Genomic DNA, 20,829 nt, shown 5'->3' with positions numbered 1-20,829 from the left:
ACCCTGGAGGTCTCTATTTTTAGGGAAGGATTGAGCGTCTTGACCAAAAAGTGTTTTTCCCTCCTTGAATTTTTAAGGCATGTCTTTAGCTTGTTAAAACCGCAAAGGAAGCCTTTTTGTAAAAATGTCCAGTAGTATGATTTTTCAATTAAATAGGCTATTAAATCCGCTTTGCTATTTACCCATTTAAAATTTTCTAGCCTTTTTTCCTGTATGGCTATGCTAAATAATGCATCACCGAAACCATTTCCAGCTAAAGCTAAATGAGTTATTTCATCATTAGGTCTATGACCAGTAATTAAGTTAATAACGTACTTGTTTGCTTCACTAATTTCGTCCTTGGGGATCAAAGAATTCCTTAGAAGAGCAGCAAGTAAGGTACTAGCTGCGTCACTCGACATTCGGCTTCTCCATATTGCTCGTACTTCTCCTTGAGAATAATTCATAAAATTCACCTTATCTGGATGAAAGCTTATCAGAACTAAATCATATCTATTGTTTTTTAAAAACTTGGCTAAATTTTCTTTTATGGGATTAGCACATAACTCAAAGACTGAATTAAGTATTTTACCTATATTTTGGTCGTAATAAGAAAAAGCAAGAGCGTATGGAGAGATAGTGTTGATCAATTCATCCCAAAAATCCGTTAAGTCTAAAAAGTCTACGGATTCTTCAATCTCTAAAATTAGAGTATTGACATCAGCTGTGGGTGGAGTAAAAGTAGGATCAAAATGAGTTCGAAATTTGTTAATCAAGCTTGCTTTTCCGCCTTCCAATGTTATTTTAAAAAGGTTGCTTCTAATAAAACTCCAAAATGATTCAGTGTGGTGAGCTTGAATGTCGTTAGCTTTGAAGTGAGCACAATCGTTTCTACGATCTTTCCAATATTTAACTTGTTGACGTATGTCATCAGAAATATTAAAAATAGGCGAAGAATTATTAATCAGCTCCTCAAAGACACATTTTTCCCATGTATCGTCATTTTGTAGTTTTTTGATTAAAATATCCCATCTACCTTGTGGAATAGATGCCGCTTTTGTCGATTTGATTATGAGTTCTTTCAAAATTGTCAGAAATGCAAGATAGCTAAACAGTAGTGAAGCCATGTATGCAGAATGTTTATAGGAAATAATTGCTTCGCTGAAAAGTTTTACAATATTTTGGCTAAAGTGTTTCTGAGAAACCCATTCTTCAAAAGGTAATTTCATGTTGGAATAATTTTGCTAATTTTAAAAGGCAATTATTGTTTTATTGTTTTTGAAAGTCTGAAATCTTCATTCCCTCATATGCCTTTCAACAATTTCCTTCACCCGTTCAACAGAAATTTTCAACGCAACAGCAATTTGCTCCAAAGAAAGCCCAATCTCAACCAATCCAAGTACCGCTTCAATTTCTTTTTCCGTTCTACCTTTATTGATCAGTTCTTGAGCATCCGCCATTTTGGTGTGCTGTTCACTAGCCATATCCCGCAAGTCTTTCAAATACCGCTTGTAATCTTTCGCTTCAGTTTCATTCAACTTCATCTCGTCCAATTTCTCAATTGCGGATTTTAGTCCTTTGGCTGAAAAATTGTTTTTGATTTCAGCATTTTTGAAAAAGTAAATCCATTCATCGAGTTTGTCCTTTACCCGATCATCAAACTTTTCAACCTTGATCACCCAATATTCTGGGAAAATCTCGTGGATGTTGTTCTTTTTGTACAACTCCATCTGTTTGTCTGCGAGCGTGAGAATATCATGTTTATGGATGCCCTTGAAAACAGTAGTCCCCTGATAAACATAGTCTTTGCCTTGACCCAAATCGAAGTAGGCAATCGTTACAGAGATCACCTTTTTGACTTCGGCATAAGGCTCTCCTTCTTTGATGTGTTCCGTGATTACCTTCGAAGTGCCATAAAGCATCCGATGAAAATAGTCGTACTCTTTGCTGTTCTGAACCTCCACTATGACTAATTCACCATTGGCAAGTTCCACCAACACATCTACCCGGTTAAACTTGTCGTCCTCCGTTTCTTTGTTGCTCTCACTGTCTAAAACTTGCCGGATTTTGACCTCTTCACCGAGCAACTCCGACAAAAAGCCTTCGAGGATGTCGAAGTTGGCTTTGTGACGCAGCATTTTTTTCATTGCCCAGTCAAAGCGAATCAATTTTTTAGCCATTATGGTGAATTTTGTACCAAAGATAAGATGTTTTAGGAAATGAATGTAGATAATTTTTTGTGTTTATTCATTTCCCAGCCCTCAACTCTTGAAGTCCCTTTGTGAATGTCAAAATAGAAACATCCATGTGGTCTAAATGATTAAAAATTCTGCTTTTAAAGTCTAGTCCTCTAATCTCTTTGTTCTGGAATTCTTGGGTCAATTTTTTAACAGGATCAACTGCCCAAGTTGAGTCTTCTAGTGCTCCAACGCTCAAGTATACTCCTAATTTGTTTTCATTTGTCAAAAGTTGCTCAGGTAGCTTGTCTAGAAAAAAACCGTTGTACCACAATGTCGGACTAGCCGAAATAAAGTATTTGAAGTCATTGGTTTGTTTTGCCGACTGTTTTAATAAGCTGAATAGGACAAAGTATCCCCCAAATGAATGTCCCAATAGCGTCCTGTCCGCCTGATCAGTTCTAAATTCTGAATCAATTTTTGGCAATAACTCTTGGGTGATGTAGTTGTAAAAGTTCTGTCCACCGCCATCGGCTTTGAGTTCATCAGAAAGGAGCGCTTTCGGAAACAAATAGTCTCTTACCCTCAAGGAGTCCATGGTCTTCATTGAGTTGTAGCCTACCCCAACTACAATAAAGGGTTCCAAAAGCCCTGTGTTTTCATATTGATGAAAGATCGGAGCCATAACTGGGAAATAAAAATTTCCGTCAACAAATACTAAAGTTGGATATTTCTTATCCGGATTTTCTTTGTACTCTTTTGGGAGTTGTATGTCAATGTAAAAGGTGTCTTTTACAGATTCTGAATACTGCGTGAAATGTAAATCATCCCTGTCATTGTTTTTTTCAGTCGCTGAGCATGCCGTCAACAAGATGATTGTCCAAATGGGAATAAATCTCTGAAATGACATAAGTTTTTGTTTCGGTAAAGATACCCTCCTTGTCCAAACAGTTGTATGTATAAGCCCAATTCATCAAGCACACAAGCTTGTACCCTCCTGCTTATAAAAGTACCTGCGATAAGGCCAACCAACCATCACCAATCAGACTTGTTCATGACAAGTTGTTGAATTATGCATAAAAATCCAGCAACTCATCTGTATGTTTACACTCGCTAAAAAATAAGCCTGCATGATGCGTATTGTATTTTTAATCGGGTATCTGTTTTTTGTGGGTGGAGTTTTTGCCCAAAAAGTAAACTTCGCATTTGGCCCCGAAATGAAAGAGGACAAAGGCCTGGATTTTTGGGGACACCTCCACCACGATGCCAGCGGGCACTACGTTTTGTGGACAGAAAATGATGGCAGTGGTTTTACTTTTCGCGATAAAAAACCTCCACTTTTACAGAAGTACGACCACAAATTCAAACTGCTGTTTTCCCGAGAACTCGTGGTAAAGCAAGAGGACATTTCTTTTGGCAATTGTTTCTATGCCCTGGATAAATTTTTGTTGTGCACCCACCAGTACGAGGCCAGGGATAAAACGCTCAGTTTGCAAGCCACGCCCATTACCATGGATGGACGGATAGGCAAAACGACCCGCCTCGCCCAAATTCAATGGAGAAGTAAAGACGATGAACCGCAGGAAGTGGATTGGAAGATGTCGGAGGATACGACCAAACTCATGGTGGCGACCTATGCTGATGACGATGACAACGATGTAAAAACCCAAGTCAGTGTCATCGTGCATGACCACAAGCTGCAAAAACTTTGGGAAAAGGTCTTTACACTGCCGTATTCGCAGAAGCAGTTTAGTTTCAAAAACTGGACGGTGGCCAACGATGGAAGAGTATACCTGTTGGCGAAAATTTATGATGAAAACAACAACAAGGAGTCCAAAAAAGAAGACGGCAAACGCAGTCCCGCTTATAAAATGGTGGTGTTTCGACTGGACGCTGAAAGTACAGTACCTTATCAAATCCAATTGCAATTGGGTGAAAAATATGCTACTGATGTGACTTTCAAACTCGATGCAGCAGGAGATTTGAGTTGTGCAGGGTTTTATTCCAACGACCGTAGAGGGGTTATTCAAGGGGTCTTTTTTTCGCGCATCAGCGGACAAGATGGTAAAATGATTACCACCAACCATAAAGAATTTACCCCCAGTGATCTCGCATTGTTTGACACCGATAAAGACAAAAGTGGCGATGAAGGGCTAGATAGAACCTTTCAATTCAATCGGATTGTCCTGCGCGATGACGGCGGCGCGGTAGTCACCGCTGAACAAGCCTATGTCATCATTAGACGATACCTGAACGGCAACTATTGGGTAACGCGTACCACCTATGTCAACAATGAAATATGTGTCACCAGCATCAGCCCGACCGGAGAAATAGAATGGGTGCGCACCATTCCCAAAAAGCAAATCATGGAGGAAACGCCAGTTTTTAATGGGTATACCATGATGGTTTCGGGCAGCAACCTCTATTTTTTGTACAATGATGATGTAGACAATTTGAAAAAACCACTGAATGTACCCGCTAAACGGATTAGCTCTTTTAACGATGCTGTGGCGACCATCGTAACCATTAATGTGGATGGCCAAATGGCTCGCGACCTCGCTTTCAAATTGAAAGACGATACCAACAAAGGGCTCGTCGTAGCCCGCCACTGTAAACAAACCGGTCCGGAGGAGCTCTTTTTTCTGACCACGCGTTACCAGTTGCTGAGTCGGCCGCGTTTGGTGATGGGGTCGTTGAGGGTGGAGGATTAAAAGGCATGGAAAGAAAGAGGAGAGTGAACCACTTCAATCCCCTTGAAACCCATGCTGCATCGCATAACGCACCAACTCTGCGCTGCTATTGGCATTCGTCTTATCCCGTAAATTTTTGAGGTGAAAATCCACCGTTTTGATGGACAAAAACAGCTTGTCGGCCATTTCCTGTCTACCGTATTTCCCCACAATGGCCAGGATTTCCTGTTCGCGCTCCGAGAAGCTGTTTTCCTTTATAAGAGACCCGCTGCGCTGGGGTTTTTGGCTTTGGATTTGTAATTGCTTCAACAAGGCTTTGGACACATAATCCGCGAAATACTGGCCACTCTCCATCACCTGGATGATGGCCGTTTTCACGGTATGGGAATTCTCGTCTTTGAGTAAATAGCCGTTGGCGCCATTTTGCATCATAAAAGCCATCAAAGCTTCGTCAAAGTGCATGGTGAGCATGATTACTTTGATTCCAGGATAGGCGGCCTTGACCTTTTGCATGGTTTGAAAACCATCCATTTCGGGCATGGTGTAATCCAACAGGATGACATCCGGCTGATTGGTTTCTAATTGTGCCAACAGACTCGATCCCCCATCCGCTTCGAGCACCACCTCCAATTCAGAGAAGGTACTCAGGATCAGTTTCATGCCTTCCCGGAACAGGTTTTGATCGTCTACCAGGCCTATTTTAATGGGTGTTTCCATCACTTTCTACATTTAAGGGCAAACTTAATTTTACTTTCACGCCGTTCCCTGGCGAGGTTTCATAGTTGATTTTACCTTTCAAAAAAGCCGTCCGGCTCTCCATGTTTTTCAGCCCGAAGCTCTTCCTGCCCGGCCTTTGCTCGTAGGCTGCTCGATCAAAGCCTTGCCCATCGTCCTGGTATTGCACCAATAGCTGGGTGTCGCTAAACCGAAAGTGGATGGCTACGTTTTTGGCCTCCGAATATTTGAGCGCATTGTTGATCAATTCCTGCAAAATGCGAAAGAGTGCTTTTTCCCGGTCTCCGTCAAATCGCTCCTCGGCATTGGCCTGTAAATCCACCTGCATTTGTTTCAACTCCTGGAGTTTCTCCATCAGGCTACGGGTAGCACTCACGATGCCTAAGCGCTCCAGACTTTGGGGCAAGAGGTCGTTGGTAATCGTTCGCACTTCCTGGATGTTTTCATTCAGGGTTTGCAGGGCTTTGGTTTTGAACAGGGAAAACTGACCGGCGTCCAATTCCTGACTCACATTGGATACATAAATTTTGGTGGCCGACAACAAGCCTCCAATGCTGTCGTGCAATTCAATGGCCATCCGTTTGCGCTCCGCCTCCTGGGCCAGGATACCGGCGGTCAATAATTCCTTTTGGTATTCCGCTTCCATTTGCTGGGTAGTCAATTGTTGCTGGAGCAGTCGCCTTTGGTAAACGATGAAAAAAACGATGATAAAAACGGTAAGCAGTATCATCCCAACAATCCCAAAAGTGATTTGAAAGGACAAATTGTTTATTGCTTCGGTTGAACCCATAATGCGATGGTGTAAAAAAGGTATAAGAGGATGGTAAATATAGCGTGAATTCCAAAGTATACATACCACAAATCAAAAATAGGGGTGAGGTAATGACTAAACAAAAAGATGAAAAAACTACCTGCATTGTAAAACAATACCCCGATACTAATCCAGAATAAAGGCACCCTCTCCAGCCGCGATATTTTCATCTCTCTTAGGGTTTTGGTAAAAAAACTGAGGGCGTAAAACATCAAAATGAATGCACTGAGCGAGCGATTCAGTACATTTTCAGACTTCAGGTGCTCAAAAAAGATACTATTGATGGCGGCGAATAGCGGGAATCCGATGAGTAAAAACCTGCTTAAATACGACGACAGTACGGGCTTGAAAATAAGGGTGAGCAGCATAAAATCAACAATAGTGTAAAGGTGGAGAAGGTATAAGTTGGGTTGGTGGAGAAAGGCACCAATAAACATTGCTAACAAGCCAATCATTGTTCCCCACCAAACGAGGTATGCCACCAAACGACTTCCCTTCGGTGCATTTTTAAACTTTATAAGCGCTAAAATACTGGGAATCAATCCTATGTATGAAGCGAGAGCCCCTAAGATACGTTCTAGTTCTTCATTCATATGCTATAATTAACGCGAATATAATTTATGTGCTTGGCTAAATTTTTAGCATTGACAATTTAAATTTAGCCAAGCGCAAAATAAACTTGAAGACATGATTATTCCTAAATACAGTGATTAGGGCATGGAGCAGCGAACTCAAAATCTTCTTCTCCTTCATCATCTATTGGCACCGTATACTGATTTGGTGTAAGGCGGATAATCACCCGCAGCGGCACATGATCGTTCTGTATCAGTTGGCCTAAATAGATATACAAGCTACAATTGTTATTCCGTTGAGCATATCGGTAAATGTTTTCGGTGTCCTTGGCATTAAAAGTATAGTATTTTATCCTGTTTTCAGGATTTGAAGAGTCGCTATTCAGATAGAGCTGTTTGGTTATGTCATTTACGCTTATATTTTTCCAATTCTGCGTTAAGGTGTCAGCCTTTCCGTTGGTGATGATTTGGTCACCTAGTTTTTTAAAAGGTCGCAGCGGAAATGCATAGTCTTCAGGGGCTGGGGCTTGGCTGTTTTTCAAGATATCAAGCAATAAGGTGAGGTTTGGCCTGGTAGGTCGCCTGGTTCCTGCTGCGCCAAAAAGACCCATTTGAACGCCAATTCGAATGGAGTCACCAGAAGCAGCTGAAGCTTTTTGGCGACTAAGTTCTTCAAAAAAGGCCCTTGCCTGATTCGGATTTAACCTGAAATAGATCGCCTTGTTTTGCAGGCTTTTGCGCCCGTCAGTAAAAAAATCACTACTTATATCGCCATTGGAAGACCGAAAATTATCAATCAATGCAATAGCCCTACTAGCCATACTATCTGGAAGCGTATCTACCGAAGTCACCAAATTTTTGGATTGCTGTTGGGTGTTGCCGCAGGATTCTGAAAATAGACCCAATGCAAGTAAAATAAAAAAGCCGAGGATATTACCCAGTTGCCTTTGTGAAAATGATGCCATGATGTGAAGGTTTTAGATGAACGATAAAGGCTAAAACTAAGCAATTCCTACTGAAGCTAAAACCTGGGTTTAGTTTTTTAGAATAAATCCCAGGTCGAGCCAGGGTTTATCCCAGGAAAGTAGTCCGGGGTGTGCTTTTTTCATTTCCAGACCTTGGTAGCTTATCCTTTGCCCCGAATTTCCTGGGCTTTCCAGCGGAACAATACCCTCGATGGGCGGAATTATTGCCTCAAAACACCCTGGGAGAAGTACCAGACATTTTCGAACTAGGGCCTCATTTCTTGCCATTCCCCCCGGCTTCCCCCAATTTTACAACCAGAATCAACAAGCATTGATGGAGGCGCAGCAGCCCGGGAAAGTTGCCCACCATTAAGCCGATTCAGGAGGAAGCCGAAAATCCAGTAAAGAGTAGGCGCTTTAGTTATACTTTAAACTTTTACTTATGAAAACCCTATTTGTTTCAGTTTTTGCACTGCTCCTTTCCGTAGCAACCTTTGCACAATTCGATGGCGGCACCTACCGCATGAAGACACAGTTTCGCGGTGAAAATGAATGCCTGGAAGGCAACAAAGTTGGCGGTTCGGTCAGAAAAGGCAATTCCTTTATGGATCAGTGCCAATTCGTAACCGGCCAGATGTGGAAAGTGGTAGATGCGGGCAATGGTTATTACCGTTTACAAACCTTGTTTTTGGGTAAAGATTATTCACTGGAAGGGAATCAAGCTGCATCTCCTGACATGGCCGGAGCAGTGTTCATGAACAAAACCCAAAACGTAACTGGCCAGCTTTGGAAAATCGAAGCAGCCGGCAATGGCTACTACCGCCTGAAGAACCAGTTCCGTGGCGCCAATGAGTGCCTGGAAGGGAATCAATTCAACGGTACAGTCAAAGGAGGCATTGCTTTTATGGACAAGTGCCAAAATGTTTCAGGTCAACTTTGGAAGTTTGTCAAAGTAGATCCTACTCAGCGCAACACCCTCACTGCTGGACAGACTTTAGCTACTGGTCAGCGCCTGGATGCTCCAAATGGTTCACATTATCTGATCATGCAAACCGATGGGAATGTGGTGATTTACACTACAGTAGGCAACAAACCAATCTGGGCTACTCAAACCCAGCACAAAAGCAGCGGTGGCAAATTCACCATGCAAGCGGATGGGAACCTGGTGCTTTACAGTGCCTCAAATCAGTCCTTGTGGTCTTCTCAAACGCACCCTTATTTCGATAAGAAGTTTGCTGCTGCGGATATGAAGCCGGTGAAGGCCGTTTTGGAAAACGACGGCGCACTGGTTTTGTACGCCAATAACAACAAGAAAGTATGGTCAAGTAAGTAAATAGTTTGAAAATTATCAAATCAAATTAAATCCGAAATCATCGCAGTTGAAAGGCTGCGGTGATTTCTTTCTCTTTCAAACACCATCGTCATGAAAACCCTTCACGTTTTGGTCAATCCCGGCACAATACTGGCTATGCTGTTTTTCTGCCTGCTGGGCACCAGCTCCCAAGCCCAATCCAGCGACCTCTGCACGGACGATGACTGTTCGCCCAGCGTCCTGGCGATCAAACTGGATGCCCCCTTGCAACCCAGCCCTGCTGGCGTTTATACCCCCCAAAGAACCCAGCAATTCAAAACCGCTTACCTCAGCCTCAAACAGGCGAAAAAAGGCTATACCCAAAATTCGAGCTGGCAAGCCAAAAACGACGGCGGCCTGCTGGTTGGTCCAAGTTGCCTGCGGCAATACCAATTGGAAAGTAGTTTTGTTTACGAATACGAGCAGAACCCCGAGTTCAAAAAATTCATTGACCAAAACGAAGCGGATGTAGAAGCTTTTAAAGAAAATGGATTTGAAAGCAGCCGCCGGGCCTTGAACCTCACCCGTCGCATGGAAAGCAATTGCCCTAGCGAGCTTAAAAAAGCGGAAAAAGCCCCCGGCGCAGCACTGGATAACCTCCCCGAAGTATACCGAAAAATGGGTCGGGTATTGGGTTATTTCGACGAGAACAACCAAATGCTCAAACCCTTCAAAAGCGAAGAAAAAAAGGCCCTAAGTAATCGCCCCGCCAACCCTGCCAAATCGGCTTCAAATACCGCCGACAACACCGAGCCCAAACTGAGCAAAAAAGAGCAAATCGCCCAACTAAAAGACAAGGTAACCAAGCTGCCCATTGGCCAGCCGATGAAAGACAAAATCAGTGGGATTGCCGGAGACTTAAAATCCGCCAAGCCAAAATTAGGTCTGCTCGGTGGTTTGTTGGGTGGATTGTTGAAATCCAAGCTGGCTGCATTTTTGCCTGGGCCGTTGGGCCTCCTTGCCAAGATAAAAGCAGGGCTGGGCATAATCAAGGCTTTGAACATTTTCAAGCCTAAAAAACCTAAACCCGAGTTGGCCGCTAAAATTGACAACCTCAACAAAAAGGGTGAAGACCTGGCTAAAAAAGCCCAAGAGGCAGTCGATAAAGCCAACCAACTCCAGGAAACCCTCAACAAGTTGAGCGATAAAACGGCAGACCTGCAAAAAGAAATCGAGCAGCGCGAAGCCAAAATCGCGGAAATGGACCAAACGTTGGCCGATTTGGACAAAAAGAAAGCAGAACTGGCCGCCGAACTAGAAGACAATCCCCGCCGGCAATTGGAAGAAATTAAACCCCAGGTAGACAATCTGACCCAACAATCAGAAGAACTGGTCCAAAAAGCCGAAGCCGAAAAACAGGACAAGGACAAGCTGCTCGATCAGGTGGAAGAAGTATCCAAGCAAAAGGATCAATTGGAAAGCGATTTGCAAAAGCAGGAAACTGAACTCCAAAACATTGCCAAAGAAAGCGAGCAATTGCAAGCAGAAGCTCAGGCTACCAATGCCGAAGTAGAAGCCGTCAAAGAAGCGGAAGCCAAGGAGGAAGCGGTGGAGGAATTGAAGGAAAAAATTGACGCACTGCCCGCAGAAGAGAAATACCAGGAGGAAATCAAACTGTGTGAAAACGACCTGGCCATTTTGTTGAAAAAAATCAAAGGACTGGATGAAACCCAGCAAAAAGTCAAAAAGAAAGTAGGGGACATTCTGGCTTTCCCGGAGAAACTCCTGGGGAAAGTCGCTGACTTGAAAATTGTCCAAAACACCCTCAAGCTCGGCAAAAAAGGCATTCCACTGGCCGACAAAGCCCTCAAAAAAGTGGATGAACTCCTCAATAAAAGTGCCGCGATTGGTTCCATTGTCGAGGTGATCACAGGTAAAAAATCCAGGTTTCAGGAAAAAATCGAGGGATTCGACCAAAAACTGGGCAAAATTCAGGAGACTTTCAACGCCAAAACGGCCAACCTGGACAACTTGAAAGCAGAATTATTCAAACTCGTCGCAGAAAAAACGGGCCTGAAAGGAAAACTGGGGCAGCAGATCGAAGATGTCAAAACAATAAAAACCGCAGTGGAAGACTTCATCACGCGGTACGATGTTTTTGATAAAAAAGTGAAGTGCCCGGACAAAACGGAACTAGAAACAAAAGTGGAAGACCTGAACAAAGAACAAGCAAGCATCGAGCCCGAAGCCCAACAGTTGGAACAAGAATTGAAAGAAGTGGCCCAACAAGAAGAAAAACTGGAGTTTGAAACCAAAGCAGTAGAGCAAGAAATTGAGGAAACCACCCAAAAAGTGGAAGAACTAAAACAGGAGGAAAAAGCCATCAAAGAAGAGTTTGGCAAGGATGTGACCCTCCAGCCTGTCCAATTGGAAGAATGGGCGGAAAGTTTTGAAGTAGAAAGACCCTACTGGGAAGCCGTTTTTCACCCCGATGAAGAAGTGGTAGAAGGTTACAAAGGCCGCTACTTTGAAGTCAAGCTGAAAGATGCAGACAAAAACGTCAAATTGCAATTTGCCCCAGGGGAATATTTTATGGACAAAAGTGCTTTCCGCAAAAACTATGGTACCACCATTGGCGCCTTTGTCAAGGAGGCCCTGCATAACCTGAAAAAGGCGGATGAATCCAAGGTCATTGTTTTCATCCAGGGCAGTGCCGACATTACCGGAGACAAGACCTTCACTGGCAAACTGGACGATCGTTTCCCTTTTCAAAAAATCAGCGTCTTGCCTCAAAAGAATGAGCCGGAGCGATTCTCAGGTCAGGCCGTAGAAAAAGAAACCCCCATGCAAAATTTCAAAAACAACCACCTCCCCAACCTCCGAGCCCAGTACCTGAAAGAAATGATTTCAGTGTATTCCAAAAAGATTGACCCCGTACTTTTGGATGGAGTGGTTAAAAAGTATGTGTCCAAGGAAGAAAGAAATGCGGTGATTTATTTGTTTTTTCCGGAGGAGCTCTTGTCTAGGGATCGGAAATGACCGCCAGATAGTCGAAGAACGAGTGGCGAATAATCGCTAGCGTAATATCGCGTCATGGAAGAATCATGGATGTGAGGCAATGAATAAGTGTTAGCGCCTGCTAAAAATCCAATTGCACCCCCAGCACCGGCACCACCCCACTACCATCGTACACCACATACGTCGCATTCCGTACCCCATCGTACCCCACTCGGCTTGGATTGATCCGGTTCAGTCCATTTTGCACATCCAAACTCACATTCCCGGCCAGTTTCTGCTTGTTGAAGCGGTAGGCGATGCGGGCATCCAGGCGTTGGTAGCTCGGTACCTGCTCGGCAAAATCAGCACCTGCCAAGGCTACATAGCGCCCACTGGCCGCCGACTTTGCCGGGTCATGTGGGGTGTAACGAAAACCACCATTTAGTAAAAAGCGGCCCCCAATTTGCAGGATATTGCCCTTGCCGACCGGGAATTCCTTGCCCAGGCTCAGGCTCGTTGAAAAGACTGTATTGAAGCGGGTGTTGTACTTGCGCCCGTCCAGGGTTTGGAAAGTGCCCTTCATCAGTGAGCCATTGAGCAGGAAGTAGTAAGAATTGGAGAAGAGTTTTTCCACCGCCGCGTCAATGCCGATGTTCGTGCCTTTGCCCTGGCTCACCACGTCCTGGTGGGGGAAGGCGTCACTTTCGTTGAGCATCCAGTAGGTCGCATCGCGTTGGGGGCGGATGGGCACGTTGTACAGGCGTTGCCAATAAGCCTCCAGGATGATGCGCATTTTTTGCTGGTTGTAGAGGTGGTAAGCCAGAATGGTATGTTGGGCTTTGAGCAATTTAAGGTCTTTGTTGAGGTAGTTGCCGAGGGTGTCGCTGAAGAAGTAGGCCATCAGGGGCAGGGCGCGGGAGTACCAGCCTTGCGAGAGGCTGAGGCGCTGGTTGCTGTTCGGTTTGTACTCCAGGGCAACCCGGGGCTCCAGGGAGCTGGTGTTGTTGGCAAAAAGGTGCAGGAAGTGGTAGCCGCCGTTCAGGGCCAGTTTGTCGGAGATTTTGTACTGGAGCTGGCCGTAGTGTTGGAATTGTTGGGTATTGCCGCTGCCCTGCACGGATGTATTGAATTCGGTTTGGTTGATGTTGGAGGTATTGGTGCGGGCGCGGGTCGATTTAAAAAAGTCGAACCAGATCTGGTTGAAGATGAGCCCGGTTTTGTACACGGTGCGGGCATTCAGCTTGCGGTTGTAGGTGAGGGAGCTCACCAACCGGGTATCCAGGTATTTTTGGGTGTCGTAGCGGTAGCGCTCATTTTCGCGGTTGAGGGTATCGTTCTGACGCTCGATCCTGCTGCCCACGAGGGCCACGACGGTTTTGAAGAATGACTTGTCGTCGGGCAAATAGGTCCAGGTCCAGCCCAAGGTGCCCATATTGGCGGGGCGCACGCGGTCTTCCCAATGGTTGGATAGGCCAACTACCCGTTCGGCCGGGTTTTCGACGGGGATGTAATGCTCTTCGCTCAGGCCACCGATGCCAAAAAAGGTATGGACACTTTTGCTGTTTTTGGACTTAAAAACCAGGTTGAAAGACAGGTCCTGAAAATTGTTGGTCACCCTTTCACCCACCAGGTAAATCCCCATGCTGCTCAACAAACCCAAGGTAGAGTAGCGGTAATTGACCAGATAGGAGGAACGCCCTTTTTGGATCGGGCCTTCCTTGGACAAATCGATGCCCAACAAACTCAAACGAAAACGATTAGAGGACTTATAAAAGTTGCCCTGCCGAAAATGGATGTCAAACACCCCAGAAAAGGCATTGCCGTACTCCGCCGCAAAACCACCTGTGGAAAAATCGGAACGCGCCAGCAATTGCGCTGAAAATACCGTAATCCCCCCGCCCGAAGAACCAATCACCGCAAAGTGGTTGGGATTCGGGATGTCGATGCCCTCCAATCGCCAAAGAATGCCCGCCGGGGAGTTGCCGCGCACCACGATTTGGTTCTCGGTGTCGTTTTCGCCGCGTTGCACGCCAGGGTAGGAGAGGGCGACCCGCCCGGGATCGTTGGCGCCGGCGGGTATCCGTTCGGTTTCTTCGGCGGTAAAGGAGCGGGTGCTCACCGTGGAGGAGGCGTTGACGGCTTCAAAAGCGTTTTTGGAGGCATTGACCACCACCTCGTCGATGGCGATTTGGCCTTCATTGAGTTCAAATTCTAGGTAACTTTCTTTGGTGGATTGCAGGATGATGTCTTCCAGGGTGAGGGGTTCGTAGCCGAGGTATTGTATGCGGAGGTTGACGCGGCCTACTGGGACTTTTTCGAGGACAAATGCACCGTCGCTGTCAGTAATGGCGCTTCGGCTACGCTCAGCGACCGCTGCATCGGCACTCAGCACTTCCACACTGGCCCCAATGAGGAGTTGTTTGCTGGTTTTGTCGCGCACGATGCCGCGGATGGTTTGGGTGGGATTTTGGGTAAAACCAATGCAAGCGTTCAGGAAAAGGTACAGGTATAACAGGTGTTTCATGGTGTTGTCAGCGTTTAGATTGCTCAACACAATATGAATATTTTTTACTAAATGACCATACTTTCCTAAGGTGAATCTTTAGTGTCTGTGGTTTCTTAGGTGGTGAAAAAGAAAAAACCTGCGAAGCAGGACATAATTTCACCACCTAAGAAACCACAGACACCATAGATTCACCCCAGCTTAGAAATTTACACCATTTCAACTATTTTTACCAAAATTACACCCCAAACGTAACCTCCCTACCCCTTTTTCGTTACTAACAGCAAAAGTGATACCTATGAAATCCCTTGAACGACTTGGACTGCTCATTCTTTTGGCCGCAACACTGGCCTGTCAAACCCAACGCAAAATAGAACCACCTATGGAACTGTATGCATCTGAGCCGGATGAAAAGCGCTCGGTTTTGCACATTCCCATCGAGTTAAAAATTGCCGATCTGGAGCGCACCCTCAACGAAGAACTACAAGGGGTACTCTTCAACGACAACAGCTTTGACGATGGTGACAACATGAAACTCAAAGCCACCAAACTTGGCAATATTGGCTTCAAAGCTGACAACAAATCGATTTCCTTCTCGCTGCCTCTGGCTCTGGACATCCAGTACAATGCAGGCTTGTTGGGGATGTTGAATGCCCTGGGCGACATTTCCCTCGACCTCAAAACGGAGTACAACATCCAACCCGATTGGTCGATTGTTACCAAAACGGAAATCTCCGGCTACCGCTGGCTCAAACGGCCCACGCTACAAATGGGCAGCATCAATGTACCCATTGGTTCATTGGTGGACCTGGTGCTGAACAAAACCCGCAAATCGATTGGCCGCGAAATCGACGATGTGGTCAAGGATTACCTGGGCCTCAGCCGGGTGATTCAGGACACCTGGGACATGTTCTACCAACCCCTGCTCGTGTCGCCGGAATACAGCGCCTGGCTGCAGGTCAACCCCACCAGCATCGGCATGACACCCGTGGGGATTGTCAACAACGCCTTGAGCACCACCATCGTCATCGAAGCCAGACCTCTGGTGAGCGTCGGCCCACGCCCCGAAGACAAGGAGGCGGAAAAATTGCCACCCCTGACCATGTACACCGCCCTGGCCCCTGGCATTGAAATGTACCTCAACACCAACGTGGCCTGGGAAGAAGCCGAGCGCATCGCTAAAGAACAAGTGTTGGGCGAAACCTACTCCTCCGGCAAACGTAAAGTCACGGTACAAGACCTCAAATTTTACGGCAGTAAAGACAACAAGGTCGTGGTCAGTACCCGCCTCACGGGCAGCTACAACGGCAATATTTACCTCACGGGCACGCCCGAGCTGGATCAAAACAGCAACAAAATCAAGATCAAAGACCTGGATTTCACCCTCGAAACCCGTAATGTACTCATGAAAGGCGGTGCCTGGCTGCTGCGCACCACGGTCAAAAACCGCATCCAGGACAACATGAATTTCCTGCTCAAATACAACCTGGAGGAAATGAAAAACATGCTCCAAGCTGAACTCAACAACTACCGCATTGGCTCCGGCCTGCGCATCGCTGGCAATGTACACCGCCTCGAAATTGGCCAACTCCGCCTCAGTTCCACTGGCTTCAACATTGGCTTGGATATTGCGGGGGACATGAAGGTGACGGTGGACCAGAAGAATAAGTGAAAAGTGAAAAGTGAAAAGTGAAAAGTGAAAAAATTAGGAAGGCATTTCAATCCTTCCAAATTTTAGGTGCAAAAAACATGGGAAACAGTTGAAAAACAACTGGCGAATTGCTTTTCACTTTTCACTTTTCACTTTTCACTAAAAAAAGTGTAACCTTTTCCCCCTTCTGTATTATATAGGAAAATAATTACTCTGAAAACAAGTCCAGATGTTCGCAAATTTGCAAATAAGTCGTACCCTTGCAAAAAATGAATGGATGGATCGGTCTGCTAAGACTGTTTCGGAGTCTGCATTGCACCAAGAGTGGGAGGAAATCCGCGCAGCCCAGGGCAACCCGGCACTGTTCCGTCCGTTGTATGAACGTTACTATGAGTCTGTATTTCGACTGATTCATCGGCGCACGTCCGATATGGAACTCTCCGGCGACCTTTGCTCGCAAGTTTTTCTCAAAGCGCTCCAAAAGATTAACACCTACACCTTTCAGGGGGTCCCGTTTTCGGCTTGGCTTTTTCGCATTGCCGTCAACGAGGTCAGCCAGCATTTTCGGCAACAACAAAACAATCGGGTGGTCAGCGTCAACGATTTGCATTTGCATGATTTGATTGACGACATTGGTACCGATCCCGAAGAAATGGAGTTGTTGCGCCGCAAAATGTTGGGGGCACTGGAAAACCTGAAGGGAGACGACATGCAACTGATTGAAATGCGCTTTTTTGAGCAAAGATCGTTCAAGGAAATTGCCGATATCCTCGGCATGACTGAGAACAATGCGAAGGTTAAAGTACATCGAATTTTGGAACGTCTTAAACGTAGATTATCAGGAGGATGAACTTGACGCACAACCTGTGTTCAAAGTCAATCTGCTGAGTAACTGCGATCCAAAACCGTGTTACTATGGGGAACAATTACAACATAAAACGCAATGCTCCGGAGCCTAGCCAGGAGGACATCCAGAAGTTCATGGACTTCGATGCCCTGCTTGAGGCCCACCGGAACGCCGAAACACCGCAGGAGGGTGCTGTGATTCGGATGTTTACCTCGCCCCGCGAAGGGCAGATCGGTAGCCGGATGCGGCGCTGGGTCGTGATGGGAGCAGGATTGGCAGCGGCAGCAGCCGTGGCTTTGCTACTTATCGTTCGTTCCCTCGGTGACTTGCCTACGCCTGAACAATCCCTTGCGGTTGCCGATGCGTATTTTGCTCAACAAGCTTATGTCAACCCTCCCTTGGCAAGTGTTGAACCAGAAGGCCGTCCCATCAAAGTCAACGCCGCCGAAGGAGCCACCCTGGACCTGGATGCAGGAACCCGCTTGGTGATCCCTCGTACCGCTTTCCAAACGGATCGGGGGCAACTGATCGAGTCTGGCGACGTAGACATCTATTATCGGGAAATGCACGACGCTGTCGACTTTTTCGTGGCTGGTGTACCGATGACTTACGATTCGGCGGGTACTCGTCATTACTTGCAATCAGCGGGCATGATCGAGATCATGGCCTTGCACAATGGCCAACCCGTAGGGATGGCACCCGGTAAAACCATTCGCATCGAATTGTTCTCCAATGTCGCAGTGCAAGCCGATGGCTCCTGGCCCTCTTTTAAAGTATACCATTTGGATACTGTAGCCCGCAATTGGGTCTTTTATGGCAAAAGCGCCATGGTTTTTGAAGCCGAAGCCAATGCAGAACATCTGGAAGGATTAAGCCCTGCGGATCGACTAAACGCTGAAAAGGCGGCAGTCCTCGTGGCCGATCCGAAACCGGAAGCCCCCATGAAACCTGTAAAACCTGATGGAAAAGCTGTTTCTTTTGAATTGGATTTGAAAGATGGCAGCCTCCCGCTAGAACCTGGCTCAGAAGAAGCTATTGCCAGCCTGCAAAAAGGAGCAATTTGGCAAGTGCGCCCCAATAGTTCACCCTTCAACGAAAATGCCTTGAACCTGGAGTGGAAGTCGGCTCGACTGAAACGCATGAGCGAAGTGGAATACGAATTGACCCTGATCGGAGAAGCCAATGAGCTCCGGCTTTTGGTACAACCCGTGATCACGGGCAAAGATTTTGAACGAGCTCAGAATAGCTACGACGAAGCGGTACAGGTCTATGAAGCCAAATTGGCGGAATGGGAAAAAAGAACCACTGATAAAATTACCGCCCTGGAAAGTCGCTATAACCAGGAAGCAAATGATAAAGGCACATCGGCCTCAACCCAAACGCGCAAAGTGCGCCACATTTTCGACATCAATACTTTTGGCATTTGGAACTGTGATCGCCCGGCGCCGCTGGCCAAAAGCAGTTTCCGCATTCGCATGATTGAAGACCAAAACGGTACCCGTTATCCCAATCAAACGGCCTATTTGAGTGATGAAAATGGTCAATCCATTTATCAATTGCACACGGGCCGGGGTAGTACGGTTTATTTTGACCAGAAAAAAGGGTACCTCTTGTGGATGATGACTCCGGATGGCAAAATCGCGTTGGTGAAAACCAAAGCCGAATGGGCCCAGTCCAACCCTAAAAAAGGGGTAAAACTCAAAGTCCAAACCATTGATCGTGCAATCCGCAACGAAGCGGATATACGGAGGGTTCTAAACCCGAATTAGCAAATTTTGGAGTACTTGATCGGCTATGCTTATGGCCGATCAAGTCTTCAAATGCAATTCCAATTTGGCTACAAATTCATCTCCCGTACTGATCGTATTGAAATAATACTTATCCGGATACAACAACTCCAAACGTTTTTGCAAGTTGACCAAGCCAATCCCACTTGCAATTGGTTGATCAGTTTTTTCATAAGCTACGGCAATGGTATTTTGTAGCGATACCATTAATTTCCCTTCCTGTAATTTGATTTTTCCCTGCACCGCGTAGCGGCCGCTGCGGTTGCGGCCCACGTGTTTAAAGCTGTTTTCCAACAAAGGCAATAAAAGCAATGGAGCAATGGTCAGCCTTGTATCGGGCAAGTCAAGTTGCAGAGTAATCTCCATTTCCTCCCCAAACCGCCATTGTTGCAACTGGAAGTAGTTGCTCAAGTGTTGGATCTCTTTTTGCAAACTCACTTCTGCGCCTACTCCTTCGTACAACACATAGCGCAAATTTTCGGATAATTTAAGGATGGCCTCCGGGGTTTTTGGGTTCTCTTCCAAGGCGAGGCTGTAGAGGCTATTCAGGTTGTTGAACAAAAAATGAGGATCGAGTTGGGCTTTGAGGGCATCGAGTTCGGCCTGGGTTTTTTGCTTTTCGAGTTGCTGAATTTTTTGTTTTTGCTCCTGTTCGCGGAACCAGCCACTGGAAAGATTTAAAAGTGTGCTTAGCAACCAAAAAACACTGAGGAAGAGCAAAATTTGCAGTGGCTGATAATAAGAAATGAAGTAATAACCCGGGAAAATGTAGTCAACCAGGTATTCCATGATTAAAAAATACCCCGCGACTCCGCTGCACAAAACCAGGAGTGTAAACAGGAGAAATTTCCAATATTGGGCTTTGGGGAGCAGGCGATCGATCAAAAAAATGTTCCAATAGACCACCCAGGAAGCGGGGCATAAGAACAAAAAGGTATAATAAAAATCGGTGCGGGTTGGAATGTTGTTGTATGCCGTCAAGCGATAAATGACAAACCCGGCCACTGCCCAAAACAACAGGTGCTGTAAGAACTGATTTTGGACAATGGCCAGGATTGATTTTTTCATTTTTTAACCAGTTTACGGAGTACTTTAGGTTCGTCGTCCTTGAACAATTTGGGATCGTCGCCGTATTTTTTGAAAAAATCCTGCAACTCCTGCGTTGAGGCAGTTAAAACGGTCAATGAAGACTCTACCTTCTCATGCTTGATGCGAACCTTGCGTTGTTTGAACAAGTCTTCCAGATAATCATCATTAAAGGGGTAAACATAAATGTTGTCGCCCTTAAAAGCAAGTTTGTAAAAATTATGACCGGGAATGTTGTAAGCCAAAAAGCCAACATCGTTTTGATCCGAACCACCCTTGGTGACTTTTGGATCGGGATTGCCTTCGGCCTTCTTGAGACGCGCAACTTCCTCGTCACTAATCGGTCCATCCTCCATTTGCACATCTAAAAAGTAATTGTCGCCAAATTTCACCAATCCGGCTGCGTATACGGCAGTCATGTTTTTTGAGCGGCAACGCAGGCGATACAATTTGGAATCGTCCTCTTTCATGAAGCGCCAATACATGCCTTCTTTGTCTTTCCAAAGCGCTAGCAATTCCTTTTTGGCAATCAGGGTAGAATCGGTGTACAGTGGGTGCAAAGAGGTAATGCACGATTGCATAAAGACCAAAAATAGGGCTACAAATAGAATCTTTTTCATGGTGTTGTTGGTTTTTATCCGCACAGGCGGCTGATTTCTGGTACAAGGTTACAGGGAAAAAAATTCCGGAATTGGAATAGTCGGTCAATGGCGGGGGAAAGTAGGTGAAAGGAAAGTT

The 20,829-nt window shown here is 45.8% G+C and carries 16 protein-coding genes; 6 read left to right on the top strand and 10 right to left on the bottom strand.

Translation table 11 applies throughout. From position 1 onward, the window contains the following. The 3 genes from ACEW9O_RS21875 to ACEW9O_RS21865 form a co-directional block, all read right to left on the bottom strand. A partial coding sequence (locus ACEW9O_RS21875) for a hypothetical protein (RefSeq protein WP_373552335.1) occupies window positions 1-1,208 on the bottom strand: 1,208 nt, incomplete at its 3' end. Window positions 1,209-1,274: 66 nt separating this feature from the next. After that, window positions 1,275-2,159, bottom strand: a complete 885-nt coding sequence (locus ACEW9O_RS21870; RefSeq protein WP_373552334.1) for an Rpn family recombination-promoting nuclease/putative transposase — start codon at window positions 2,157-2,159, stop codon at window positions 1,275-1,277. Between the two features lie 67 nt (window positions 2,160-2,226). Next, complete coding sequence (locus ACEW9O_RS21865) at window positions 2,227-3,066, bottom strand: alpha/beta hydrolase (RefSeq protein WP_373552333.1); 840 nt, start codon at window positions 3,064-3,066, stop codon at window positions 2,227-2,229. Window positions 3,067-3,286: 220 nt separating this feature from the next. On the opposite strand from ACEW9O_RS21865, the gene ACEW9O_RS21860 reads away from it, so the two are divergent. After that, window positions 3,287-4,867, top strand: a complete 1,581-nt coding sequence (locus ACEW9O_RS21860) for a hypothetical protein (RefSeq protein ID WP_373552332.1) — start codon at window positions 3,287-3,289, stop codon at window positions 4,865-4,867. Between the two features lie 33 nt (window positions 4,868-4,900). Here the strand turns inward: ACEW9O_RS21860 and ACEW9O_RS21855 are convergent, their stop codons facing one another. The 4 genes from ACEW9O_RS21855 to ACEW9O_RS21840 all read right to left on the bottom strand — a co-directional run bounded on the left by ACEW9O_RS21855 (window position 4,901) and on the right by ACEW9O_RS21840 (window position 7,929). Next, the gene (locus ACEW9O_RS21855; RefSeq protein WP_373552331.1) at window positions 4,901-5,563 is read right to left on the bottom strand and encodes a response regulator; all 663 of its coding nucleotides are present in this window, start codon (window positions 5,561-5,563) and stop codon (window positions 4,901-4,903) included. Beyond that, window positions 5,547-6,371 carry a sensor histidine kinase gene (locus ACEW9O_RS21850; protein WP_373552330.1) on the bottom strand — a complete coding sequence of 275 codons (825 nt, stop codon included), beginning with the start codon at window positions 6,369-6,371 and terminating at the stop codon, window positions 5,547-5,549. The genes ACEW9O_RS21855 and ACEW9O_RS21850 overlap by 17 nt, the downstream gene beginning before the upstream one ends. Then, window positions 6,350-6,985 carry a hypothetical protein gene (locus tag ACEW9O_RS21845; protein WP_373552329.1) on the bottom strand — a complete coding sequence of 212 codons (636 nt, stop codon included), beginning with the start codon at window positions 6,983-6,985 and terminating at the stop codon, window positions 6,350-6,352. The genes ACEW9O_RS21850 and ACEW9O_RS21845 overlap by 22 nt, the downstream gene beginning before the upstream one ends. A gap of 104 nt (window positions 6,986-7,089) precedes the next feature. Beyond that, entirely contained in the window at window positions 7,090-7,929 is an 840-nt protein-coding gene (locus ACEW9O_RS21840) for a hypothetical protein (protein ID WP_373552328.1), read from the bottom strand. Window positions 7,930-8,371: 442 nt separating this feature from the next. Between ACEW9O_RS21840 and ACEW9O_RS21835 the strand changes: the two genes are divergently transcribed. Both ACEW9O_RS21835 and ACEW9O_RS21830 read left to right on the top strand, forming a co-directional pair. Further along, window positions 8,372-9,262 carry an RICIN domain-containing protein gene (locus ACEW9O_RS21835; RefSeq protein ID WP_373552327.1) on the top strand — a complete coding sequence of 297 codons (891 nt, stop codon included), beginning with the start codon at window positions 8,372-8,374 and terminating at the stop codon, window positions 9,260-9,262. A gap of 90 nt (window positions 9,263-9,352) precedes the next feature. Continuing rightward, a complete protein-coding gene (locus tag ACEW9O_RS21830; RefSeq protein WP_373552326.1) occupies window positions 9,353-12,259 on the top strand; it encodes a hypothetical protein in 2,907 nt (968 codons plus the stop codon). A gap of 100 nt (window positions 12,260-12,359) precedes the next feature. On the opposite strand, the gene ACEW9O_RS21825 is transcribed toward ACEW9O_RS21830, so the two are convergent. Continuing rightward, window positions 12,360-14,741, bottom strand: coding sequence for a carboxypeptidase regulatory-like domain-containing protein (locus ACEW9O_RS21825; protein WP_373552325.1), 2,382 nt, complete (start codon window positions 14,739-14,741; stop codon window positions 12,360-12,362). Between the two features lie 277 nt (window positions 14,742-15,018). On the opposite strand from ACEW9O_RS21825, the gene ACEW9O_RS21820 reads away from it, so the two are divergent. The 3 genes from ACEW9O_RS21820 (at window position 15,019) to ACEW9O_RS21810 (ending at window position 18,987) form a co-directional block, all read left to right on the top strand. Continuing rightward, window positions 15,019-16,392 carry a DUF4403 family protein gene (locus tag ACEW9O_RS21820; protein WP_373552324.1) on the top strand — a complete coding sequence of 458 codons (1,374 nt, stop codon included), beginning with the start codon at window positions 15,019-15,021 and terminating at the stop codon, window positions 16,390-16,392. Between the two features lie 256 nt (window positions 16,393-16,648). Beyond that, on the top strand, window positions 16,649-17,221 hold the full coding sequence (locus tag ACEW9O_RS21815; RefSeq protein WP_373552323.1) for an RNA polymerase sigma factor: 573 nt from the start codon (window positions 16,649-16,651) through the stop codon (window positions 17,219-17,221). Between the two features lie 65 nt (window positions 17,222-17,286). Further along, entirely contained in the window at window positions 17,287-18,987 is a 1,701-nt protein-coding gene (locus ACEW9O_RS21810) for a hypothetical protein (RefSeq protein ID WP_373552322.1), read from the top strand. Window positions 18,988-19,026: 39 nt separating this feature from the next. Here ACEW9O_RS21810 and ACEW9O_RS21805 read toward each other — a convergent pair whose 3' ends face one another. Then, on the bottom strand, window positions 19,027-20,073 hold the full coding sequence (locus ACEW9O_RS21805) for a sensor histidine kinase (protein ID WP_373552321.1): 1,047 nt from the start codon (window positions 20,071-20,073) through the stop codon (window positions 19,027-19,029). Beyond that, window positions 20,070-20,711 (bottom strand): hypothetical protein, encoded by a 642-nt coding sequence (locus tag ACEW9O_RS21800; protein ID WP_373552320.1) that lies wholly within the window; start codon window positions 20,709-20,711, stop codon window positions 20,070-20,072. Before ACEW9O_RS21800 ends, ACEW9O_RS21805 begins: the two co-directional genes overlap by 4 nt. Window positions 20,712-20,829 lie beyond the last annotated feature (118 nt).

The sequence above is a fragment of the Haliscomenobacter sp. genome (assembly GCF_041740695.1).
Classification (GTDB): Bacteria; Bacteroidota; Bacteroidia; order Chitinophagales; family Saprospiraceae; genus Haliscomenobacter.
The sequence above is the reverse complement of the archived record's forward strand: the minus strand, read 5'-3'. Positions and strand labels throughout refer to the sequence as shown.

Excerpts from the sequence above, each read along its gene's own strand:
- ACEW9O_RS21860 (WP_373552332.1), top strand. The coding sequence starts at position 3,287 with ATGATGCGTATTGTATTTTTAATCGGGTATCTGTTTTTTGTGGGTGGA.
- ACEW9O_RS21835 (WP_373552327.1), top strand. The coding sequence starts at position 8,372 with ATGAAAACCCTATTTGTTTCAGTTTTTGCACTGCTCCTTTCCGTAGCA.
- ACEW9O_RS21855 (WP_373552331.1), bottom strand. The coding sequence starts at position 5,563 with ATGGAAACACCCATTAAAATAGGCCTGGTAGACGATCAAAACCTGTTC.
- ACEW9O_RS21840 (WP_373552328.1), bottom strand. The coding sequence starts at position 7,929 with ATGGCATCATTTTCACAAAGGCAACTGGGTAATATCCTCGGCTTTTTT.
- ACEW9O_RS21845 (WP_373552329.1), bottom strand. The coding sequence starts at position 6,985 with ATGAATGAAGAACTAGAACGTATCTTAGGGGCTCTCGCTTCATACATA.
- ACEW9O_RS21810 (WP_373552322.1), top strand. The coding sequence starts at position 17,287 with ATGGGGAACAATTACAACATAAAACGCAATGCTCCGGAGCCTAGCCAG.
- ACEW9O_RS21800 (WP_373552320.1), bottom strand. The coding sequence starts at position 20,711 with ATGAAAAAGATTCTATTTGTAGCCCTATTTTTGGTCTTTATGCAATCG.
- ACEW9O_RS21870 (WP_373552334.1), bottom strand. The coding sequence starts at position 2,159 with ATGGCTAAAAAATTGATTCGCTTTGACTGGGCAATGAAAAAAATGCTG.
- ACEW9O_RS21850 (WP_373552330.1), bottom strand. The coding sequence starts at position 6,371 with ATGGGTTCAACCGAAGCAATAAACAATTTGTCCTTTCAAATCACTTTT.
- ACEW9O_RS21825 (WP_373552325.1), bottom strand. The coding sequence starts at position 14,741 with ATGAAACACCTGTTATACCTGTACCTTTTCCTGAACGCTTGCATTGGT.
- ACEW9O_RS21820 (WP_373552324.1), top strand. The coding sequence starts at position 15,019 with ATGAAATCCCTTGAACGACTTGGACTGCTCATTCTTTTGGCCGCAACA.
- ACEW9O_RS21830 (WP_373552326.1), top strand. The coding sequence starts at position 9,353 with ATGAAAACCCTTCACGTTTTGGTCAATCCCGGCACAATACTGGCTATG.
- ACEW9O_RS21815 (WP_373552323.1), top strand. The coding sequence starts at position 16,649 with ATGGATCGGTCTGCTAAGACTGTTTCGGAGTCTGCATTGCACCAAGAG.
- ACEW9O_RS21865 (WP_373552333.1), bottom strand. The coding sequence starts at position 3,066 with ATGTCATTTCAGAGATTTATTCCCATTTGGACAATCATCTTGTTGACG.
- ACEW9O_RS21805 (WP_373552321.1), bottom strand. The coding sequence starts at position 20,073 with ATGAAAAAATCAATCCTGGCCATTGTCCAAAATCAGTTCTTACAGCAC.